At 73.0% G+C, this 16,371-nt stretch carries 14 protein-coding genes; 4 read left to right on the top strand and 10 right to left on the bottom strand.

The genetic code is table 11. The features are described from left to right. Positions 1 to 17: 17 nt before the first annotated feature. Positions 18 to 413 carry a hypothetical protein gene (locus tag ACZ607_RS29975; RefSeq protein ID WP_469739809.1) on the bottom strand — a complete coding sequence of 132 codons (396 nt, stop codon included), beginning with the start codon at positions 411 to 413 and terminating at the stop codon, positions 18 to 20. Positions 414 to 537: 124 nt separating this feature from the next. Between ACZ607_RS29975 and ACZ607_RS29970 the strand changes: the two genes are divergently transcribed. Continuing rightward, positions 538 to 849: a hypothetical protein gene (locus ACZ607_RS29970; protein ID WP_469739807.1), complete on the top strand. Its 312-nt coding sequence runs from the start codon at positions 538 to 540 to the stop codon at positions 847 to 849. A 110-nt stretch (positions 850 to 959) separates the two neighbouring features. On the opposite strand, the gene ACZ607_RS29965 is transcribed toward ACZ607_RS29970, so the two are convergent. The 5 genes from ACZ607_RS29965 to ACZ607_RS29945 form a co-directional block, all read right to left on the bottom strand. Beyond that, on the bottom strand, positions 960 to 2,195 hold the full coding sequence (locus tag ACZ607_RS29965; protein ID WP_469739801.1) for an MFS transporter: 1,236 nt from the start codon (positions 2,193 to 2,195) through the stop codon (positions 960 to 962). Between the two features lie 167 nt (positions 2,196 to 2,362). After that, positions 2,363 to 2,968 carry a response regulator transcription factor gene (locus tag ACZ607_RS29960; RefSeq protein WP_469739799.1) on the bottom strand — a complete coding sequence of 202 codons (606 nt, stop codon included), beginning with the start codon at positions 2,966 to 2,968 and terminating at the stop codon, positions 2,363 to 2,365. Further along, the gene (locus tag ACZ607_RS29955) at positions 2,965 to 4,182 is read right to left on the bottom strand and encodes a sensor histidine kinase (protein WP_469739797.1); all 1,218 of its coding nucleotides are present in this window, start codon (positions 4,180 to 4,182) and stop codon (positions 2,965 to 2,967) included. Before ACZ607_RS29955 ends, ACZ607_RS29960 begins: the two co-directional genes overlap by 4 nt. A 48-nt stretch (positions 4,183 to 4,230) precedes the next feature. Next, on the bottom strand, positions 4,231 to 5,043 hold the full coding sequence (locus ACZ607_RS29950; RefSeq protein ID WP_469739795.1) for an ABC transporter permease: 813 nt from the start codon (positions 5,041 to 5,043) through the stop codon (positions 4,231 to 4,233). Further along, positions 5,040 to 6,092, bottom strand: a complete 1,053-nt coding sequence (locus ACZ607_RS29945) for an ABC transporter ATP-binding protein (protein WP_469739793.1) — start codon at positions 6,090 to 6,092, stop codon at positions 5,040 to 5,042. The genes ACZ607_RS29950 and ACZ607_RS29945 overlap by 4 nt, the downstream gene beginning before the upstream one ends. 291 nt (positions 6,093 to 6,383) lie before the next feature. Between ACZ607_RS29945 and ACZ607_RS29940 the strand changes: the two genes are divergently transcribed. Then, a complete protein-coding gene (locus tag ACZ607_RS29940) occupies positions 6,384 to 8,597 on the top strand; it encodes a HelD family protein (protein ID WP_469739944.1) in 2,214 nt (737 codons plus the stop codon). Positions 8,598 to 8,666: 69 nt separating this feature from the next. Here the strand turns inward: ACZ607_RS29940 and ACZ607_RS29935 are convergent, their stop codons facing one another. The 4 genes from ACZ607_RS29935 to ACZ607_RS29920 form a co-directional block, all read right to left on the bottom strand. Further along, the gene (locus tag ACZ607_RS29935) at positions 8,667 to 10,136 is read right to left on the bottom strand and encodes a hypothetical protein (RefSeq protein ID WP_469739791.1); all 1,470 of its coding nucleotides are present in this window, start codon (positions 10,134 to 10,136) and stop codon (positions 8,667 to 8,669) included. Between the two features lie 169 nt (positions 10,137 to 10,305). After that, positions 10,306 to 10,986 carry a response regulator transcription factor gene (locus tag ACZ607_RS29930; protein WP_469739789.1) on the bottom strand — a complete coding sequence of 227 codons (681 nt, stop codon included), beginning with the start codon at positions 10,984 to 10,986 and terminating at the stop codon, positions 10,306 to 10,308. Continuing rightward, positions 10,983 to 12,176, bottom strand: coding sequence for a sensor histidine kinase (locus tag ACZ607_RS29925; protein WP_469739787.1), 1,194 nt, complete (start codon positions 12,174 to 12,176; stop codon positions 10,983 to 10,985). Before ACZ607_RS29925 ends, ACZ607_RS29930 begins: the two co-directional genes overlap by 4 nt. A 97-nt stretch (positions 12,177 to 12,273) precedes the next feature. Then, complete coding sequence (locus ACZ607_RS29920) at positions 12,274 to 14,508, bottom strand: MMPL family transporter (protein WP_469739785.1); 2,235 nt, start codon at positions 14,506 to 14,508, stop codon at positions 12,274 to 12,276. A gap of 254 nt (positions 14,509 to 14,762) precedes the next feature. Here ACZ607_RS29920 and ACZ607_RS29915 point away from each other — a divergent pair, with 254 nt between their 5' ends. Next, entirely contained in the window at positions 14,763 to 15,629 is an 867-nt protein-coding gene (locus tag ACZ607_RS29915) for an AraC family transcriptional regulator (RefSeq protein ID WP_469739783.1), read from the top strand. A gap of 50 nt (positions 15,630 to 15,679) precedes the next feature. Then, positions 15,680 to 16,357: an FMN-dependent NADH-azoreductase gene (locus tag ACZ607_RS29910; RefSeq protein WP_469739780.1), complete on the top strand. Its 678-nt coding sequence runs from the start codon at positions 15,680 to 15,682 to the stop codon at positions 16,355 to 16,357. The last annotated feature ends 14 nt before the right edge of the window (positions 16,358 to 16,371 follow it).

Raw genomic sequence — 16,371 nt, 5'->3', positions numbered from 1 at the left:
CCCCCGGCCGGACCTGGTCAGCGCCCGCCCGCTGCCGGGCTCGCCGGACGCGGCAGTGGCTGCCGCCAGTCGCCCAGCGTCCTGACGAGGAACCGGCGGGCCGGAGCCCGTACGTCGTCCCATGCCGGGTCCACGGGCAGGTCATCGGCCCAGAGGCCGGAGCGGCCCACGGCGTCCATCTCGCCGAGCCGGCGGCCTATGGCCTGGAGATCACGCAGGTCCTCGGGGTCGAGGACGCCGCGCTCCCCCAAGCCTTCCGAGATACGGCAGAGGAGCTCCGCCTCCGCGACCACGGAACGGGTGTCCTGCTCACGGCCGCCCAGCCAGGCCAACTGGTCCTGTGTGTCGGCCGCGAGGAGAGCCATGAAGCGCAGCGTCAGGGTGCGCAGGTGGGCGTCGCCAAGATCGTTCATACACCGAGGATCGCACCCGTGCACATCTCCGCGGCGGCCGCCCTGCTGACAGGATGGCAGCGCCGAGGCCCACGGCCGCGGCTTCGACGAGTGTCCGGACGTACGAGGCGAGGAGCGCCCCGAAGTGACCGGTGAGCTGCGGTGGTTCTGGGGCGTCGTTCTCGTGCCCGCCAACCTGCTGAACGCCTACGTCGTTTACGGCGCTCTGGTGATCCGGCCCCAGGGCGTCTGGGACGAGCACACCCTGACCGGGATCGAGGTCGCATCGGCGCTGGCGATCGTCCTCGGCGTCGTCATCACGCTGCTCGCCCTGGTCCCCGTACGGCAGAGGGTGCTCAGCCGCTGGTGGCTGGCGCCGTCGCTGGTCTTCCTCGCGGCCGGCGCGGCACGCTGGGCGTACATCGTGCACACCTATCCGCCGGGCCCCGGCCGCTGAGGGGCGCTGCGGCCGCCGTCGGGGGTTACGGGCGCCTCCCGTGCTGAGCCCCGCCCCGTCGTGGGTGACGGCGGGGCTGGCGTCGCACGGCGTGAGCCCCGCGCCCCCCGCTACTTCTCCGTGACCGGCTGTTCGTCCGGTTCGTCGGCGGTGGCCGGGGTGCCTCCCGCCACCGTCGCCTTCCGTGTGCCGATCGCCGGAGCGAGGAAGACCGCCACCGCGACGAACGCCAGGACGACGATCATGGCGGAGCGCAGTCCGTAGTGGTCGCCGAGGAAGCCGAGCCCGGGCGGACCGACGAGGAACGCGATGTAGCCGATCATCGCGACCAGGCTGACGCGGGCCGCCGGGTCGGGGCCCGAGTCGCCGGCCGCCGAGAGGGCGACGGGGAAGCCCAGCGAGGCCCCCAGGCCCCAGAAGAGGACGGCCGCGCCCGCGAGGACCGGTGAGTCGGCGAAGATGACGAGGGCGAGCCCGAGGGCGGCGGACAGGGCGCTGGCCCGGACGACGGGGCCCCGGCCGAAACGGTCGATGAAGAAGCCGCCGCAGAAGCGGCCGAGCGTCATGGCCGCGGCGAAGCCCGCGTAGACGGCCGATCCCAGGGCGGGGTCGACGCCGTGGCCGTCGACCATGAGCAGCGGCAGCCAGTCGTTGGCGGCGCCCTCGGCCAGAGCCATCGCGAGGATGATCCCGCCGATCAGCAGCAGGCGCCGGTCCTTCCAGACGGCGGGGCGGGCCGGTGCGGTCCCGCCGTCGGCCGTCCTCCTCCTGGTCCTGCCGACGCCGGCGGGGATGGCCCGGAAGGCGTACGCGAACATCGCGGCGGTGATCACGGCCATGCCGCCCAGGTGCCACTGCACCGGGAACTCGACGGCGGTGCACAGGATGCCGAGCGCGGCCCCCACGACCGTGCCCAGGCTGAAGAAGCCGTGCAGCGTGGGCAGTACGGTGCGGCCGGTGATCTGCTCGACCTCCGCGCCGTCGATGTTGACGGCCACCTCGCCGCCGCCCATCCCGGCGCCGAAGAGGAACAGTCCGGCGGTGACGGCGGGCGCGGAGGAGAACAGGGCGCCGCAGCCGATGGCCACCGATCCGGCGATGATCAGCGCGGTCCCCACGCCCATGACGGGCCGGGTGCCGAACCGTGCGACCAGCGCGCCGGAGCTGAGGATGCCGAGCATGGAGCCCACGGACAGGCCGAAGAGCACAAGGCCCATCTGGGCGGTGGACGCCCCGAGTTGATCCCTGATGTCCGGCGTGCGGGTCACCCAGGAGGAGATCGACAGGCCGGGTATGAGGAAGAAGAGGAACAGTGACGCCCGTCGGCGGCGTGTGGCCAGGTCCATCAGTGACGCGCTCTTTCAGGAGTGCACGGCCGGGCGGACGCCGCCCCCGGATGAGTATGTACAAACGTACACTCCTGCGCGCGAGCCCTCCAGGGGCAATCGGGCCAGGGCTGTCGGACGGGGCTTCCGGACAGGGGCTTTCGGACCGGGACTGAGGGCCTGGGCTTTCAGAGCCAGCCGTGCTCCCGGGCGATGCGGGCGGCGACGTGGCGGTTCTCCGCGCCGAGCTTCATCGCGGCGGACGAGAGGTAGTTGCGTACGGTCCCGCTGGACAGCGAGGCGCGGGCGGCGATGTCCGCGACCGGCGCCCCGTCCTCCGCGTACGACAGGAGCTCCGCCTCCCGGGGCGTCAGGGGCGACTCACCGGCGGCGATGGCGTCGGCCGCCAGTTCCTGGTCGACGTAGCGGCCGCCCGTGTGGACGGTCCGGATGATCTGCGCCAGCTGCTGCGCGGAGACCGTCTTGGGTACGAAGCCGCGCACCCCGGCGCTCAGCGCCCGCTTCAGGGCTCCGGCCCTGGCGTGGCTGGTGACGATCATCGTGGCGCAGCCGGGCACCGTGCCGCGCAGCTGGTCGGCGACCGCGACCCCGTCGAGGCCGGGCATCTGGAGGTCGAGTACGGCGACGTCGGGGCGGTGGGCCCGCGCCATCGCCAGGGCCTCGTCGCCGGTCGCGGCCTGCGCGACGACCGTGATGTCGTCCTCCAGGGTGAGGAGCGAGGCGAGCGCACCCCGGATGAGGTGCTCGTCGTCCGCCAGCAGGACCGTGATCATGCGCCTTCCTCCCAGGGAATGTGTGCGGTGAGGCGGAAGGTGCCGCCGCTCTGTTCGACGGCCAGCGTGCCGTTCAGCCCGGTCAGGCGTTCCCGCAGGCCGCTGAGGCCCGTGCCCGCGCCGGTCCCCTCGTCGGGCGCGCCGTCGTTCTCCATCACGAGCAGGGCCGTGGTCGGGCCCGCCGTGCGCAGGGCCATGGTGCAGCGGGAGGCGCCCTGTGCGTGGCGGAGCACGTTCGTCGTCGCCTCGCGCACCACCCAGCCGAGGGCCGACTGCACCTCCGGGGGCAGGCGGGCGGCGGGCCCGTACTCGATGCGGCAGTCGATGCCGGCGGCCTCCAGGACGGAGCGCGCCCCGGCGAGTTCGGTGTGCAGGTCGGCGGTGCGGTAGCCGCGCACCACCGACCGGATCTCCCGCTGCGACTCCCGCGCGATGCGCTGCACCTCCTCCATGTGCTCGACCGCCTCGGGCCTGCCGCGCCGGGCCAGCTGCGCGGCGAGCTCGCCCTTGAGCGCGACGACGGCGAGGTTGCGGCCCAGGACGTCGTGCAGGTCACGCCCGAAGCGCAGGCGTTCCTCGGCGACCGCCAGGCGGGCCTGCGTCTCGCGGGCGGCCACCAGTTCCTCGACGAGCCGGACCCCCCAGCCGGAGGCCAGGGACGCGGTGGCCATGAACGGCACCATCACCGCGGTCGCGCCGATGAGGAGGACCAGGGTCTCGCCCGAAAGCCCCGCCACCGCCGCGCCCGTCACGGACGCGACCGACACGACGGCCACGAGGACCACCCCCGTGCGCAGCCCGAGCCCCAGCACGGGCGGCCCGGCGTAGAACATCAGCAGCCACAGCATGTACGCCGTCAGGTCGCCGTTCTCGATGCGGCCGGACGACAGCAGCACGCATCCCCAGGCCGCCATGGTCACGGTCACGGTCGTGTACGCCGCCGCGAGGCCGTAGGGCCGCGGGCCGAGGGCCAGGTAGTGGTACAGGGCCGAGCGCCACAGCAGGAGCTGGGCTCCGGCGTGCGCCACGCCCAGCACGATCACGGTGGCCGTCACCAGCGCGCCGAAGCCGCCCCGTACGACCCAGATCGTCCACAGCCCCGCCTCGCAGACGGACATGAAGCCGACGCTGCCCACCGCGTAGCGGCGGTACCGGCTGGGGCCGTCGGGGCCGCCGAGCCGCTCCACCCACTCCTCCACGCTCATGGTGCTCATGGTCCCCAGCTTCCTCGTCGCTCCGCCCGCGTCCGTCATGGCGTGCCGTCAACTGCGCGGGCCCCAACGGAACCACTGCCGCACTCCGAGGGCCGCCACACCTGTCCAGGCCAGGGCGGCGAAGAGCAGACGGATCTGGTCCAGGCCGTCGAGGCCGCCGGCCCAGCCGCCCTGGAGGAGGTCCATCACCGGTGAGAAGGGCAGCCAGGCGCTGATGTCGCCGGCCACGCCCGGCAGCACCCCGCGCGGTACGAACATCCCGGAGCCGACCATGCTCAGCAGCCAGAACGGCAGGAAGGTCAGCTGCGCGCTCTCTGCCGTCCGGGTGACCGCGGCCGTCAGCGCGCCCGCGGCCACGAGCATCGCCACTCCCACGAGGAGGCCGAGGACCACCAGGTGCGGCGCGGCGGGCGCGGGTGCGTCCAGGACCACCGTCAGACCGATGATCAGCAGGACACACTGCACCAGCGCCAGCATCAGAGCCGGGATCGCTCCACCGGCGAAGATCTCCCAGTCGCGCACCTCGCCCGTACGCAGCCGCTTGAGCACGAGGCTCTCCCGGCGTGTGACGTACACACCGACGAGGTTCGAGTAGACGGAGAAGAACAGCGCCAGGCCCAGCGAACCGGGCAGCAGGACCGTCGCGATCGACAGGCCGGTGCCGCCCAGGTCCAGTCCCTTCACCATGCCCCGCATCGAGAAGGCCGTGACGGCCGGTACGAGGAGTGCGGTGACCAGCGCGGCCCTGCTGCGCAGCAGGAGGGTCAGCTCCGCGCGGCCGAGGGCGGCCAGCCGGGCCGTGGTCCCGCTCCGCGCGGGCGCGGTCGTCTCCGGTCGGGTCACGCTCGCGGTCGTCGTCATCGTGTCTCCCCGTTCCCGGTGGTCGCGGTGGTCGCGGTGATGGTGCTGCTTCCGGTGGTTGTGCCGTTTCCGGTGGTCGTGCCGTTCCCGGTGGTCGTGCCGTTTCCGGTGGTCGTGCCGTTGCGGGCGGTCCCGAAGTCCTCGAAGCCCTTGGCGATCTCCATGAACGCCTCCTCCAGCGACGCCGACCGCGCGTCGAGTGCGTGCAGCGCGACGCCCGCGCGGTGGGCCCAGGTGAGCAGTTCGGTGGTGGTGCGCTGGAGGTCCCGGGTCTCCAGCCGTACGGTCCCTCCCTCGTCGGTGTGCCGGGTCACGCCCATCGCCGCGAGCGGCGGCAGTTCGCCGAGGAAGCGGTCACGGGGCAGCTGGAAGCTGATCCGGGAGGGCCGCTCGGCCACCACGTCGGCGACCCGTCCGGTGGTGGCGATCAGCCCCTGGTGCATGATCGCCAGCCGGTCGGCGAGCTGTTCGGCCTCCTCCAGGTAGTGCGTGGTGAGCAGCACGGTCGTGCCCTGGGCCTTCAGCTCGCGGATCAGGTCCCAGGTGTCGCGGCGGGACTGGGCGTCCAGGCCGGTCGTCGGCTCGTCGAGGAACAGCACCTCGGGCCGCCCGAGCAGGGCCAGCGCGAGGTCGAGGCGGCGGCGTTCGCCGCCGGAGAGCTGCTTGACCCGGACGGCGCGCCGACCGGACAGGGCGGTCAGTTCGAGGGCCTCCTCGGCGGGGCGGGCGCCGGTCGTGCAGCCCGCCCACATCCGTACGGTCTCCAGGACCGTCAGCTCCGGCGGGAAGCCGCCCTCCTGGAGCATCACCCCGATGCGGTGGCGCACCTTCCTCCGCTCGTGGAACGGGTCGTGGCCCAGCACCCGGACCCTCCCGCCGGTGGGGGTGTCCTGGCCCTCCAGGAGCTCCAGCGTGGAGGTCTTGCCCGCGCCGTTGGTCCCCAGCAGGGCGAAGAGCTCTCCCCGGGCGACCGTGAAGTCGATGCCGCGTACGGCCTCGAAGTCCCGGTAGCTTCGTTTCAGTCCGATGGTTTCGATGACTGCGTCCATGTCCTCCACACTCCCGGCGACACGGGGTGGAGGGCAGTGCGCTCTGTCATCAGGTCCGTATGACGGCTGTCATGCCGGTCCATGACAGACCTCACCCGGCCCCGTCCCCCGGCCCACGCCCCCGTGCTGCCGCCGAGTACAGAAAAATCCCCGTTCCGGAATTGCGGAACGGGGATTTCCTCACGTACATTGAGTGGTTCTGTGTGCCCACAGAAAAGGCCCCTCACCGGGGGCCACTAGAAACACCATATCCGGCAGGGAGCGATTTTGTCAACTCGCGAAAACGTCGAATTGCAGAAGGAACAGGAATTCATCGACCGGCTCTACGACCGTGTCGACGCGCTGCGCGGGGTCGCCGCACAGCGCGTCGAGGACGCCCTGACCCCGGTGGGGAACAACCTGCAGGCCCGGCTCGAACGCGATGTGCTCGTCTCGGAGCGTTCCGGACTGCTGGCCGCCCTGAATGCGGTGGACGGTTCGCTGTGCTTCGGCCGAATCGATCTCCGCGACGGCGTCGCGCACCATATCGGCCGTATCGGAATTCGTGAGGACGACACCGAGCACACGCCCCTTCTGATCGACTGGCGGGCACCGGTCGCCCGCCCCTTCTATCTGGCCACCGGGCATACGCCGATGGGGCTGCGCCGGCGCAGACACCTCACCACCGAGGGCCGCACGGTGACCGAGCTGCACGACGAGATCCTCGACCTGGGGGACGACGAGCGCACCGGCTTCGAGGACCCGAGCGGCGACGCCGTGCTGCTCGCCGCGCTGAGCTCGGCCCGCACCGGTCGCATGGGCGACATCGTGCGGACCATCCAGGCCGAGCAGGACCGCATCATCCGCGCCCCGCACCGTGGGGTCCTCGTCGTCGAGGGCGGACCCGGCACCGGGAAGACGGCGGTCGCGCTGCACCGGGCCGCGTTCCTGTTGTACGAGCACCGTGAGCTGCTGGCCAAGCGCGCCGTCCTGGTCGTGGGCCCCAACCCGGCCTTCCTGCGCTACATCGGCGAGGTGCTGCCCGCGCTCGGCGAGACCGGCGTCATGCTCGCCACCCAGGCCGAGTTGTTCCCCGGCGTCCACGCCCGTGGCACCGACACGCCCCGCGCGGCGGCCGTCAAGGGCGGCGCGGGCATGGCGGAGGCGCTCGCCCTCGCCGTACGCGACCGGCAGGGGCTGCCGGAGCCGGGCGCGCCCCTGGTCGTCCCGCACGACGACGGCGACCTCGTCCTGGACTGGGAGATCGCCTACGAGGCCCGGCAGGCGGCCCGCGAGACCCGGCTGCCGCACAACCTCGCCCGCCCGTACTTCACGTTCCACGTCATCGACGCCCTCACCCGGCAGCTCACCGAACGCATCGGCGCCGACCCCTACGGCGGCCCGAACTTCCTGGGCCCGGACGACGTCGCCCAGCTCGGCAAGAGCGTCGCCGCGAGCGAGGAGGTGCACGCCGCCGTCGGTGAGCTGTGGCCGCTGCTCACCCCCGAGGACTTCCTCGCCGACTACCTGGCCGAGCCGGTGTACGTACCGGACGAGGACGCCGGAGCCATCCGGCGCGCACCGGACGACCGGGAGTGGACGCCGGCCGATGTGCCGCTCCTCGACGAGGCGGCCGAGCTGCTCGGCTCCGACGACAGTGCCGAGCGGGCCGCCGCCGAGGCGGAGCGACAGGAACGGGTCGCGTACGCGCAGGGCGTCCTGGACCTGTCCCGGGGCTCGGAGACGTACGAGTTCGAGGACGAGGAGGACTCCGAGGTCCTGGCCGCCCACGACATCATCGACGCCGAGCGGATGGCGGAGCGTCAGGAGGAGGCCGACCACCGCAGCGCCGCCGAGCGGGCCGCCGCCGACCGGACCTGGGCGTTCGGCCACATCATCGTGGACGAGGCGCAGGAGCTGTCGCCGATGGCCTGGCGGCTGCTGATGCGCCGGTCGCCGACCCGCTCGCTGACCCTGGTCGGCGACCCGGCCCAGACGTCCGAGGAAGCGGGCATCGGCTCGTGGGAGAAGATCCTGGAGCCGTACGTCGGCGACCGCTTCGAGCACGTACGGCTGGGCGTCAACTACCGTACGCCCGCCGAGATCATGGAGCTGGCGGCCAGGGTCGTACGGGCCGATGACCCGTCGTTCGAGCCACCCGGTTCGGTGCGGTCCACGGGTGAGACGCCGTGGACGCGGGAGACCGGCGCGGATCTCGCGGGCGCGGTGGCTCGGGCCGTCGAGGAGCTGACTCCGGAGGAGGGGCGCCTCGCGGTGATCGCGCCGCGTGAGCTGCACGAGGAGATCGCGGCCCCGCTCGACGGGATCACACCGGGCGCCGAACCCGACCTCACGCGGCCCGTGGTGCTGCTGGGGCCGCGTGAGGCGAAGGGGCTCGAATTCGACCACGTACTGGTCGTGGAGCCGGGGAGGTTCGGGACGAGCGACCTGTACGTGGCGCTGACCCGCGCCACGCAGCGCCTGGGCATCGTGCACCGGGAGGAGCTGCCCGCCTCGCTGCACTGAGGACGGGGCGGGCGGGCCGGGGCCTGGTCGCCGCGCGTGCCGGTCGTACCGCGACGGCCGCCGCCCGCCTCACTCGGCCAGGAGCTGCTCGAACAGGTCGGGCTCTTCCGTGTACTGCTCCTCCATGTCCGCGATGCCCTTCGTCACGACGCCCGCCAGATGGGCGGGGCAGGCCAGCAGTCCGGGCGCGAACTCCTGGTCGGCGGCGTCGGATCCGGGCTCGTAGAGGCGGGCGACGCGGGCCATGAGGTCCTGGGTGCGCTCGCCCCGGCGCGCGTGGCCGTCCGGGTGGGCGCACGTGCCGTCGGCGCTCAGGGTGCTGGCGGCGTTCCGGAGGATGCCGAGGATCTCCTGGGCGATGCCGGACGACAGGTTCAGGGAGGTGGCCGCCGTCGCCATCAGGAGCAGCAGGACGGTCCGGTCGGCGGCGGGCCCGTCGGGACCGAGTCGCTCGTAGCGCCGGGCGGCCCAGAGAGCCGCCTCCTCGGAGGCCGTCTCGTCCTTGAACGGCACGTGCCGCGCGGTCAGCGCCTCGATGTGGAGCCGGCCGTCGGGGCGCAGGTACACCGGGTCCAGGTGATCCGTCCGCCGGGTGCCGAAGAGGGTCTCGACCGCCCCGCGCAGGTGGTCGCGCGCCTCGACGGCGAGGGGACGCAGGAAGGCGGTGCAGGTCCACGCCTCCAGCGAGGGCCCGTCGCCCTCGTCGTACTCGTCGCGCAGGACGGTCCGGCCGCCGGGGCTCTGGAGGTGGATCCCTTCGCCGGCCTGCTGGTCGGCGCCCCCGTTCAGGGCGGGGTGCTCGCCGGGGCCGTGGGCGCAGGGCGCGTCCGGAAGCAGCGGCAGGACGGACTCCAGGCCCTCGATCATGTCGTCGAGGAGCGGCCGCTGCTTGATCCGGCCCGACCCCGTGTACCAGCAGCACGCGTGGGCGACGACGACGTAGCCGGCGAGTGCGGCCCTGGAGAGGAGGCGGGTGGGCGGCTGGGCGTGGATCTCCAGGTCCCAGCGGGGATCGCCGTTCGGATAGTCGTTGAGCACCCTGTCCAGGGAGCCGATGCTGCTCTCGTGATGCCTCGGGACGATCTCGGGTATCCCGCCCACGCACCCCGGAAGGATCACGTCGGCGACCGTACGGGCCCAGCCGGCGGCGTTACGGGGGCAGGCCTCGGCCCCGTCCCACTCGCCGAGCGGAACCTGCGTGTCCGGGAGGTCGAACAGCGCGTCGGCGTCCGTCTCCCACTGCTCCAGCGCCTTGGTGTACGGATGGTCGTCGTGGCCGCAGTCGTCGCTCTCGGGAAGCTTCGCGTCCAGGGCCTCGGCCGCAGCGGCGAGGGCGTCCGCCGACGCCTGCTCGACGGGGGCGCCGCGCCGCCCGATGACGTATCCGGCCATGCCGGCCAGCCCGAAGGCCAGCAGGACCGCGTCCTCGCCGCCCGGTTCGGCGGCGAGCAGGCGGGCGCACTCCAGGACGACGGGGTCCGCCTGGGCGGGGTCGGCGTCCGGGGTGACACCGGCCCACGTCTCGATCAGTTCGTTCATGCAGAGAAGAACGTCAGGCGCGGCCCGGCAGTTGCACCCGGGCCGAACTTCCGTGCGGAGGGCGCGGTCCCGGCGCTCGCGGCCCCGGCGAACAGGACGTCCGTACGCTCGCCGCCGGACTCAGGGACCTGCTCACGTCACCTTGAAGGCCGCGTGCTCGCGTTCGCCGTCACCCGTTCCCGTACGGACGCGGCCGGACCAGCCCGCTCTGGTAGGCGACGACGACGAGTTGCGCACGGTCGCGGGCGTGGAGCTTGTTCATGGCCCGCTGGATGTGGCTGCGCACGGTCAGGGGGCTGACCACGAGCTGCTCGGCGATATCGGCGTTGGACTTGCCGTGGGCGGCCAGGGCCATCACCTCGCGCTCGCGGTCCGTGAGGGAGCCCAGGCCCTCGGGCGGCGCCGACGGCGTGTCGTCGGGGGTGGCCAGGAAGCGGGTGATGAGCGCGCGGGTCGCCGTAGGAGAGAGCAGCGAGTCACCCGCCGCCACCGTACGGATGCCTGCCAGGAGGACGTCCGCGCCGACGTCCTTGCCGAGGAACCCGCTCGCACCGGCGCGCAGGGCCTCGGCGACGTTCTCGTCGTTCTCGAAGGTCGTGAGGATCAGGACGCGGGTGGCCGCCAGTTCGGGCCGGGCGCAGATGTCGGTGGTGGCGGCCAGGCCGTCCGTACCGGGCATGCGGATGTCCATGAGCACCACGTCCGGCCGGTGTTCACGGGTGAGACCGATCGCCTCCTGGCCGTCGGCGGCCTCGGCGACCACGGTCATGCCGGGGTCCGAATCGATGAGGATGCGGAAGGTGGCCCGCAGCAGGGCCTGATCGTCGGCGAGCAGGACGCGGATGGTCATGGGGCCGTGCTTTCGTCGTGGCTGTCGAGGGGGAGGGCGCAGGAGACTTCGAAGCCGCCTTCCGGGCGGGGCCCCGCCCGGAAGGTGCCGCCGGTGGCGAGGGCACGCTCGCGCATGCCGAGGATCCCGAACCCGTGGCCGGGGCCCGGCCGGTCCGCGGGGCGTGTGGAGGAGGAGTCGTCGGTGACCGTGAGGGTGAGGAGGCGCGGCCCGTAGGCGAGCCCCACCCGGGCGGTGTGCGTGGCGGCGTGCTTGGTCACGTTGGTCAGGGCTTCCTGGACGATCCGGTACGCCGTCAGGTCGAGCCCCGGCGGGAGCGGCTGCGGTTCCCCCTCCACCACGACGGTGACGTCCAGGCCGGCCGCGGCGCAGGCGGCGGTCAGATCGGGCAGCTGCCCCAGACCGGGTGCGGGGGCCAGACCGTCGGGGGTGTCGGTGTCCTGGCGCAACAGGCCGACGGTGGCCTTGAGTTCGCGCAGAGCGGCAGCCGTCGTCCCGGAGAGGTTGTCCAGCATCTCGTACGCCCGGTCGGGATCGACCCGTGCGAGATGCGCGGCGGTCCCCGCCTGGGCGTTGGCCAGGGCGAGGTGATGGGCGACCACGTCGTGGAGTTCCCGCGCGATGCGCATGCGCTCCTGGACGACACGGTGGCGCGCCTCCTCCTCCCGTTCGCGGGCGGTGTGCTCGGCGCGGGCGGCAGCGTAGTCACGGCGGACCCGGACGTAGCTCCCGAGGGCGGCGGACAGCAGGACCCAGGCCGCCGGGTTGACGACGCCGATGACCCAGCCGGTGTGGAGTTCGCTGCGCCAGGCGCCGGGCGCGACCGTCACCACGGCGGCGGTCAGCGCGCAGCACCAGGCGGCAGCGCGGTTGATCCGCAGACTGACCGAGTACTGGGCGGCCAGCAGCGGGCTGAACAGGAGGGGCGTCATGAGATACCCCGACGCGCCCTCGGCGACGGCGCACAGCGCGGTCGCCACCAGTACCTGCACCGGGTGGCTCCGACGCCAGGTCAGCGCGGCGCAGGCCAGCGCCGACAGGCCGAGGCCGGGCCACGGGGTGTGCGGGCCGGGCAACGTCCAGTGGCTGAGGAGGGTGCCTCCCGCAGCGGTCGCGAGCAGCAGTGCGAGCGTCACGACCTCGGTGGTGCGGGGGCCGCTCATGACCCGGCGCCGCCAGGTGGTGCTCATCGTGGGATCTCCGAGGTCGGAACGGATGCGGCCATCGTGACAGACGCGGGTCGCGGTGCCGCCGACCACGGCACCGCGACCCGCTGGGCGTACGCGCTCAGGTGCGGACCCGCTCCTGCGGGTGGACGCCCCCGGCCGGGGGGTCCTGGACGGGAGCCGGCTCCCGGGTGAGTCCCGCGCCCTCGATGTCGACGTGCGGCAGCACCTTGTCGAGCCACCGGGGCAGCCACCACGCGCGGTGCCCGAGCAGGGCGAGGACGGCGGGCACGAAGGCCATCCGGACGACGAAGGCGTCGAACAGCACGGCGACGGCCAGACCAAAACCGATCGTCTTGATCATGGACTCGCCGGCGCCGATGAACCCGGAGAAGACCGCGATCATGATCACGGCAGCGGCGGCGACCACACGGGCGCTGTGCCGGAAACCGGTGACGACCGCCTGCGCGGGCCGCTCCCCATGGACGTACGCCTCGCGCATCCGGGCGACGAGGAACACCTCGTAGTCCATCGCCAGGCCGAACACGATGCCCACCAGGAAGATCGGCATCAGGCTCATCACCGGTCCCGCCTGCTCCACGCCGAGCAGCTCGGCACCCCAGCCCCACTGGAACACGGCCACGACAGCGCCGAGCGAGGCCAGCACCGACAGCAGGAACCCGACGGCGGCCTTGACGGGCACCAGCACCGAGCGGAAGACCACCATCAGCAGCACCAGGGACAGCACCACGATCACCATCAGATACGGCACGAGCGCGTCCTGGAGCGACCGGGCGACATCGATGTTCATCGCGGTGGAACCGGTGACCTCGAAGGTCGCCCCGGTCTCGCTCTCCAGCCCGGGCCGCTCGTCCCGGATGGTCTGCACGAGGTCCTTCGTGGTGCTGTCGCTCGGCCCGGTGGCCGGTACGGCGGAGAAGAGCGCCGTGTCGCCCTCCGCGTTGAACTGCGGCGGCGAGACGGACACGACACCGTCCGTCCCCTTGATCCGCTCGGCGATCGTCGCGGCGGCGGCCTCGGGGTCGGCCGCACCGCCGACATCGGTGACGACCGTCAACGGACCGTTGAAGCCCGCGCCGAAGCCCTCGGCGAGCGCGTCGTAAGCACGGCGCTCCGTCGACGAGACCGGCTTGGCCTCGTCACCCGGCATGCCCATCTCCAGATCGGCGGCCGGCAGGGCGAGCACGCCCAGGCCCGCCACGCAGACCAGCAGCACCGCCACCGGGCGGCGCAGCACGAACCGGGCCCACCGGGAGCCGACATTGCCCTCGGAACGCGCGGCCCGCCCGGCGGGGCCACCGGCCGCACGCCGCCGCACCCTGCGGGACAGGACGGCGTCCGGCCACATCCCGAGCAGCGCGGGCACCAGCGTCAGCGCCACCAGGACGGCGAGGACGACGGCCCCTGCGGCGCAGAGACCCATCTTCGTCAGCATCGGTACGCCGACGACCGACAGCCCGGCCAGCGCGATGACGACCGTGAGGCCGGCGAAGACCACGGCCGAGCCCGCCTTGCCGACGGCGAGTCCGGCGGCTTCCCGCGGTTCGTGCCCGCCCGCCCGCTCCTCCCGATAGCGGGAGACCACGAGCAGGGCGTAGTCGATGCCGACGGCGAGGCCGAGCATCGAGGCGAGCGTGCCGGTGGTCATGGACAGCCCGAAGGCGCTGCCGAGTGCCAGGATCGCGCACATGCTGATCCCCACGCCGACGACAGCGGTCAGCAGGGGCAGCCCGGCCGCCGCGAGGGAGCCGAAGGTGACGAGCAGGACGACGGCCGCGAGCCCGATACCGATGGCCTCGCCCGGCCCGCCCGCAGCCGGTTGCGTGGCGAGCGCGGTACCGCCCGTCTCCACGGTGAGGCCGGAGTCGCGGGCCTCACCGACGATGCGCTCCAGGCCGCTCTTGTCCGCGTCCGTGAGATCGCTCGCCGCGACGTCGTAGGTGACGGTGGCGTACGCCGTCGAGGCGTCCTTGCTCACCGCCCCGGCCCGGAAGGGGCTGGCGGCACCGGCAACCCGAGGCTCGTCGGCGGCCTCCTCGACCAGGGTCTCGACGGCGGCACGGTGACCGGCCGCCGTCACCTTCTCGCCCTCGGGGGCGATGAACACGATCCGCGCGGTGGCGCCGTCCGCGTCGGAGCCGGGGAAGCGCTCCTCGATGAGGTCGAAGGCCTTCTGCGCCTCGATGCCCGGCATGAAGGACGTGCCCTCGTCACCGGCGGCGGGAGCCTTGGCGGCACCGGCCCCGACGGCACCGAGGAGCACGGCCCACAGGATGACCACGAGCCATCGCCGCCGGAAGGCGACGCGGCCCATGCGATACAGGAAGGTAGCCACGAGTCTGGGATCTCCGCATCCGATCTGGGGTACCGGTCCAGGCTCGCGAAAACGGGCCCCCACGGCGTCGTGCGCCTACCGTCACTTCCGCCTGGTGCCCTCACACGAGCCCTGCCGCGCCCTCCTCCTCAGGCAGGAGTGCGAGGGCGTCCGGGCCGCCGGGGTCCCCCACCCCACCGCATCGGGCACAGGATGTCGGGTCCGGCAGGGTGGGGCCTTCCTAACGTGAGGAAGCGAAAGGGAAGGAGTCCGGGATGCTGGACCGGCTGAACGAGGCCATGGAGCACATCGAGTCCCACCTCGACCAGCCGGTCGACGTGGCCGGTCTCGCGCGCGTCGCGATGACGTCGGAGTACCACTTCCGGCGGATGTTCTCCGCGCTGGCGGGCCTGCCGCTGTCGGAGTACATCCGGCGCAGACGGCTGACCGTGGCGGGCGCCGAGGTGCTCGCCGGTGACCGGACGCTGCTGGACATCGCGATCCGCTACGGCTACGGCTCGGGCGAGGCCTTCGCGCGGGCGTTCCGCGCCATGCACGGCGTGGGCCCCGGCGAGGCCCGGCGCACGGGTGCCGCGCTGCACTCCCAGCAACGGATGTCCTTCCGCCTCGTCGTCGAAGGGAACAGCAGCATGCGATACAGGATCGTGGACAAGGACGCCTTCCGGGTGGCCGGCAGGAAGGCGCGCGTCCCGCTCGTCCATGAAGGGGCCAACCCGGCCATCGCCGACTTCGTCCGGAGCATCGCCCCGGACACGCTGCGGCGCATCGCCGCACTGGCCGACCAGGAGCCCGCGGGGATCGTCGGGGTCAGCGACCAGCTCGACCCGAGCCGGGCGGAGGGCACCGAACTCGACTACTACCACGGGGTGGTGACGGGAGCCGAGGTGCCCGACGACATGGACGCCCTGGCCGTCCCGGCCGGTCCGTGGGCCGTGTTCGAGCACTCCGGCCAGTTCCCGCAGGCGCTCCAGTACCTCTGGCGGGACGTGTTCACGCAGTGGTTCCCGTCGAATCCGTACGTCAGCAGGCCGGGACCCGAGATCCTGAGCGTACGGCTCTCGGAGAACGGGACCCGGGCGGACGCCGAGCTGTGGATCCCCGTGGAACGGACCACCGGCTGACGGCAGTTCCGTGCGGCGGCCACCGGGGGGTGGGGTGGCAGGATGACGCCATGGCGACGCTGCTCCACCTGGATTCCTCGGCCGACCGCGCGGCGTCACGGTCGCGGGCCCTCACCGCGGCCTTCGCGTCCGCCTTCTCCGAAGCCGGGCCGGACAACGTGGTGATCCACCACGATCTGCACGCCGCACCCCTGCCCCACCTGCCCGATGCGAGCCTGCACTGGGCCCCGGGGCTGCGGCCGCCGGGGGCGAGCCCCGACCCGGCGGCCGAGGAGCTCCAGCAGCGACTCGTCGAGGAACTCCTGGGCGCGGACGTGCTCCTCATCGGCGTACCGCTGTACAACTACTCGCTGCCCTCCAGCCTCAAGGCCTGGCTCGACCACATCCACGTACCCGGGCGGACGGCGCCGTCGGCGCGGTCGGGCGCCCCGCTGGCCGGACGGCCGGCGGTGCTGGTCACCAGCCGGGGCGGCGACTACGGCGAGGGCACCGTGAACGAGGGGCGGGACCACGCGACTCCCGTCCTCGAGCTGATCCTCGGGGAGGAGATGGGGATGGCCGTCACCGTGGTCGCCACCGGCCTCACTCTGGCGGCCGGCCTCCCGTCGCTCGCGGGACAGGCCGCCCGTGGCGAACGGGAGTACGCGGAGGCGCTGCGGCTGGTGCGTGCACTCGGCGGGCGGGCGGGCTCGGGGACTCCGGCACCGGCGCCCGCCCCGGAGCTCTGACCGCGCGTACGACC

It is taken from the genome of Streptomyces sp. NPDC104381 (assembly GCF_055583745.1).
This window is presented reverse-complemented; position numbering and strand designations above follow the sequence as displayed.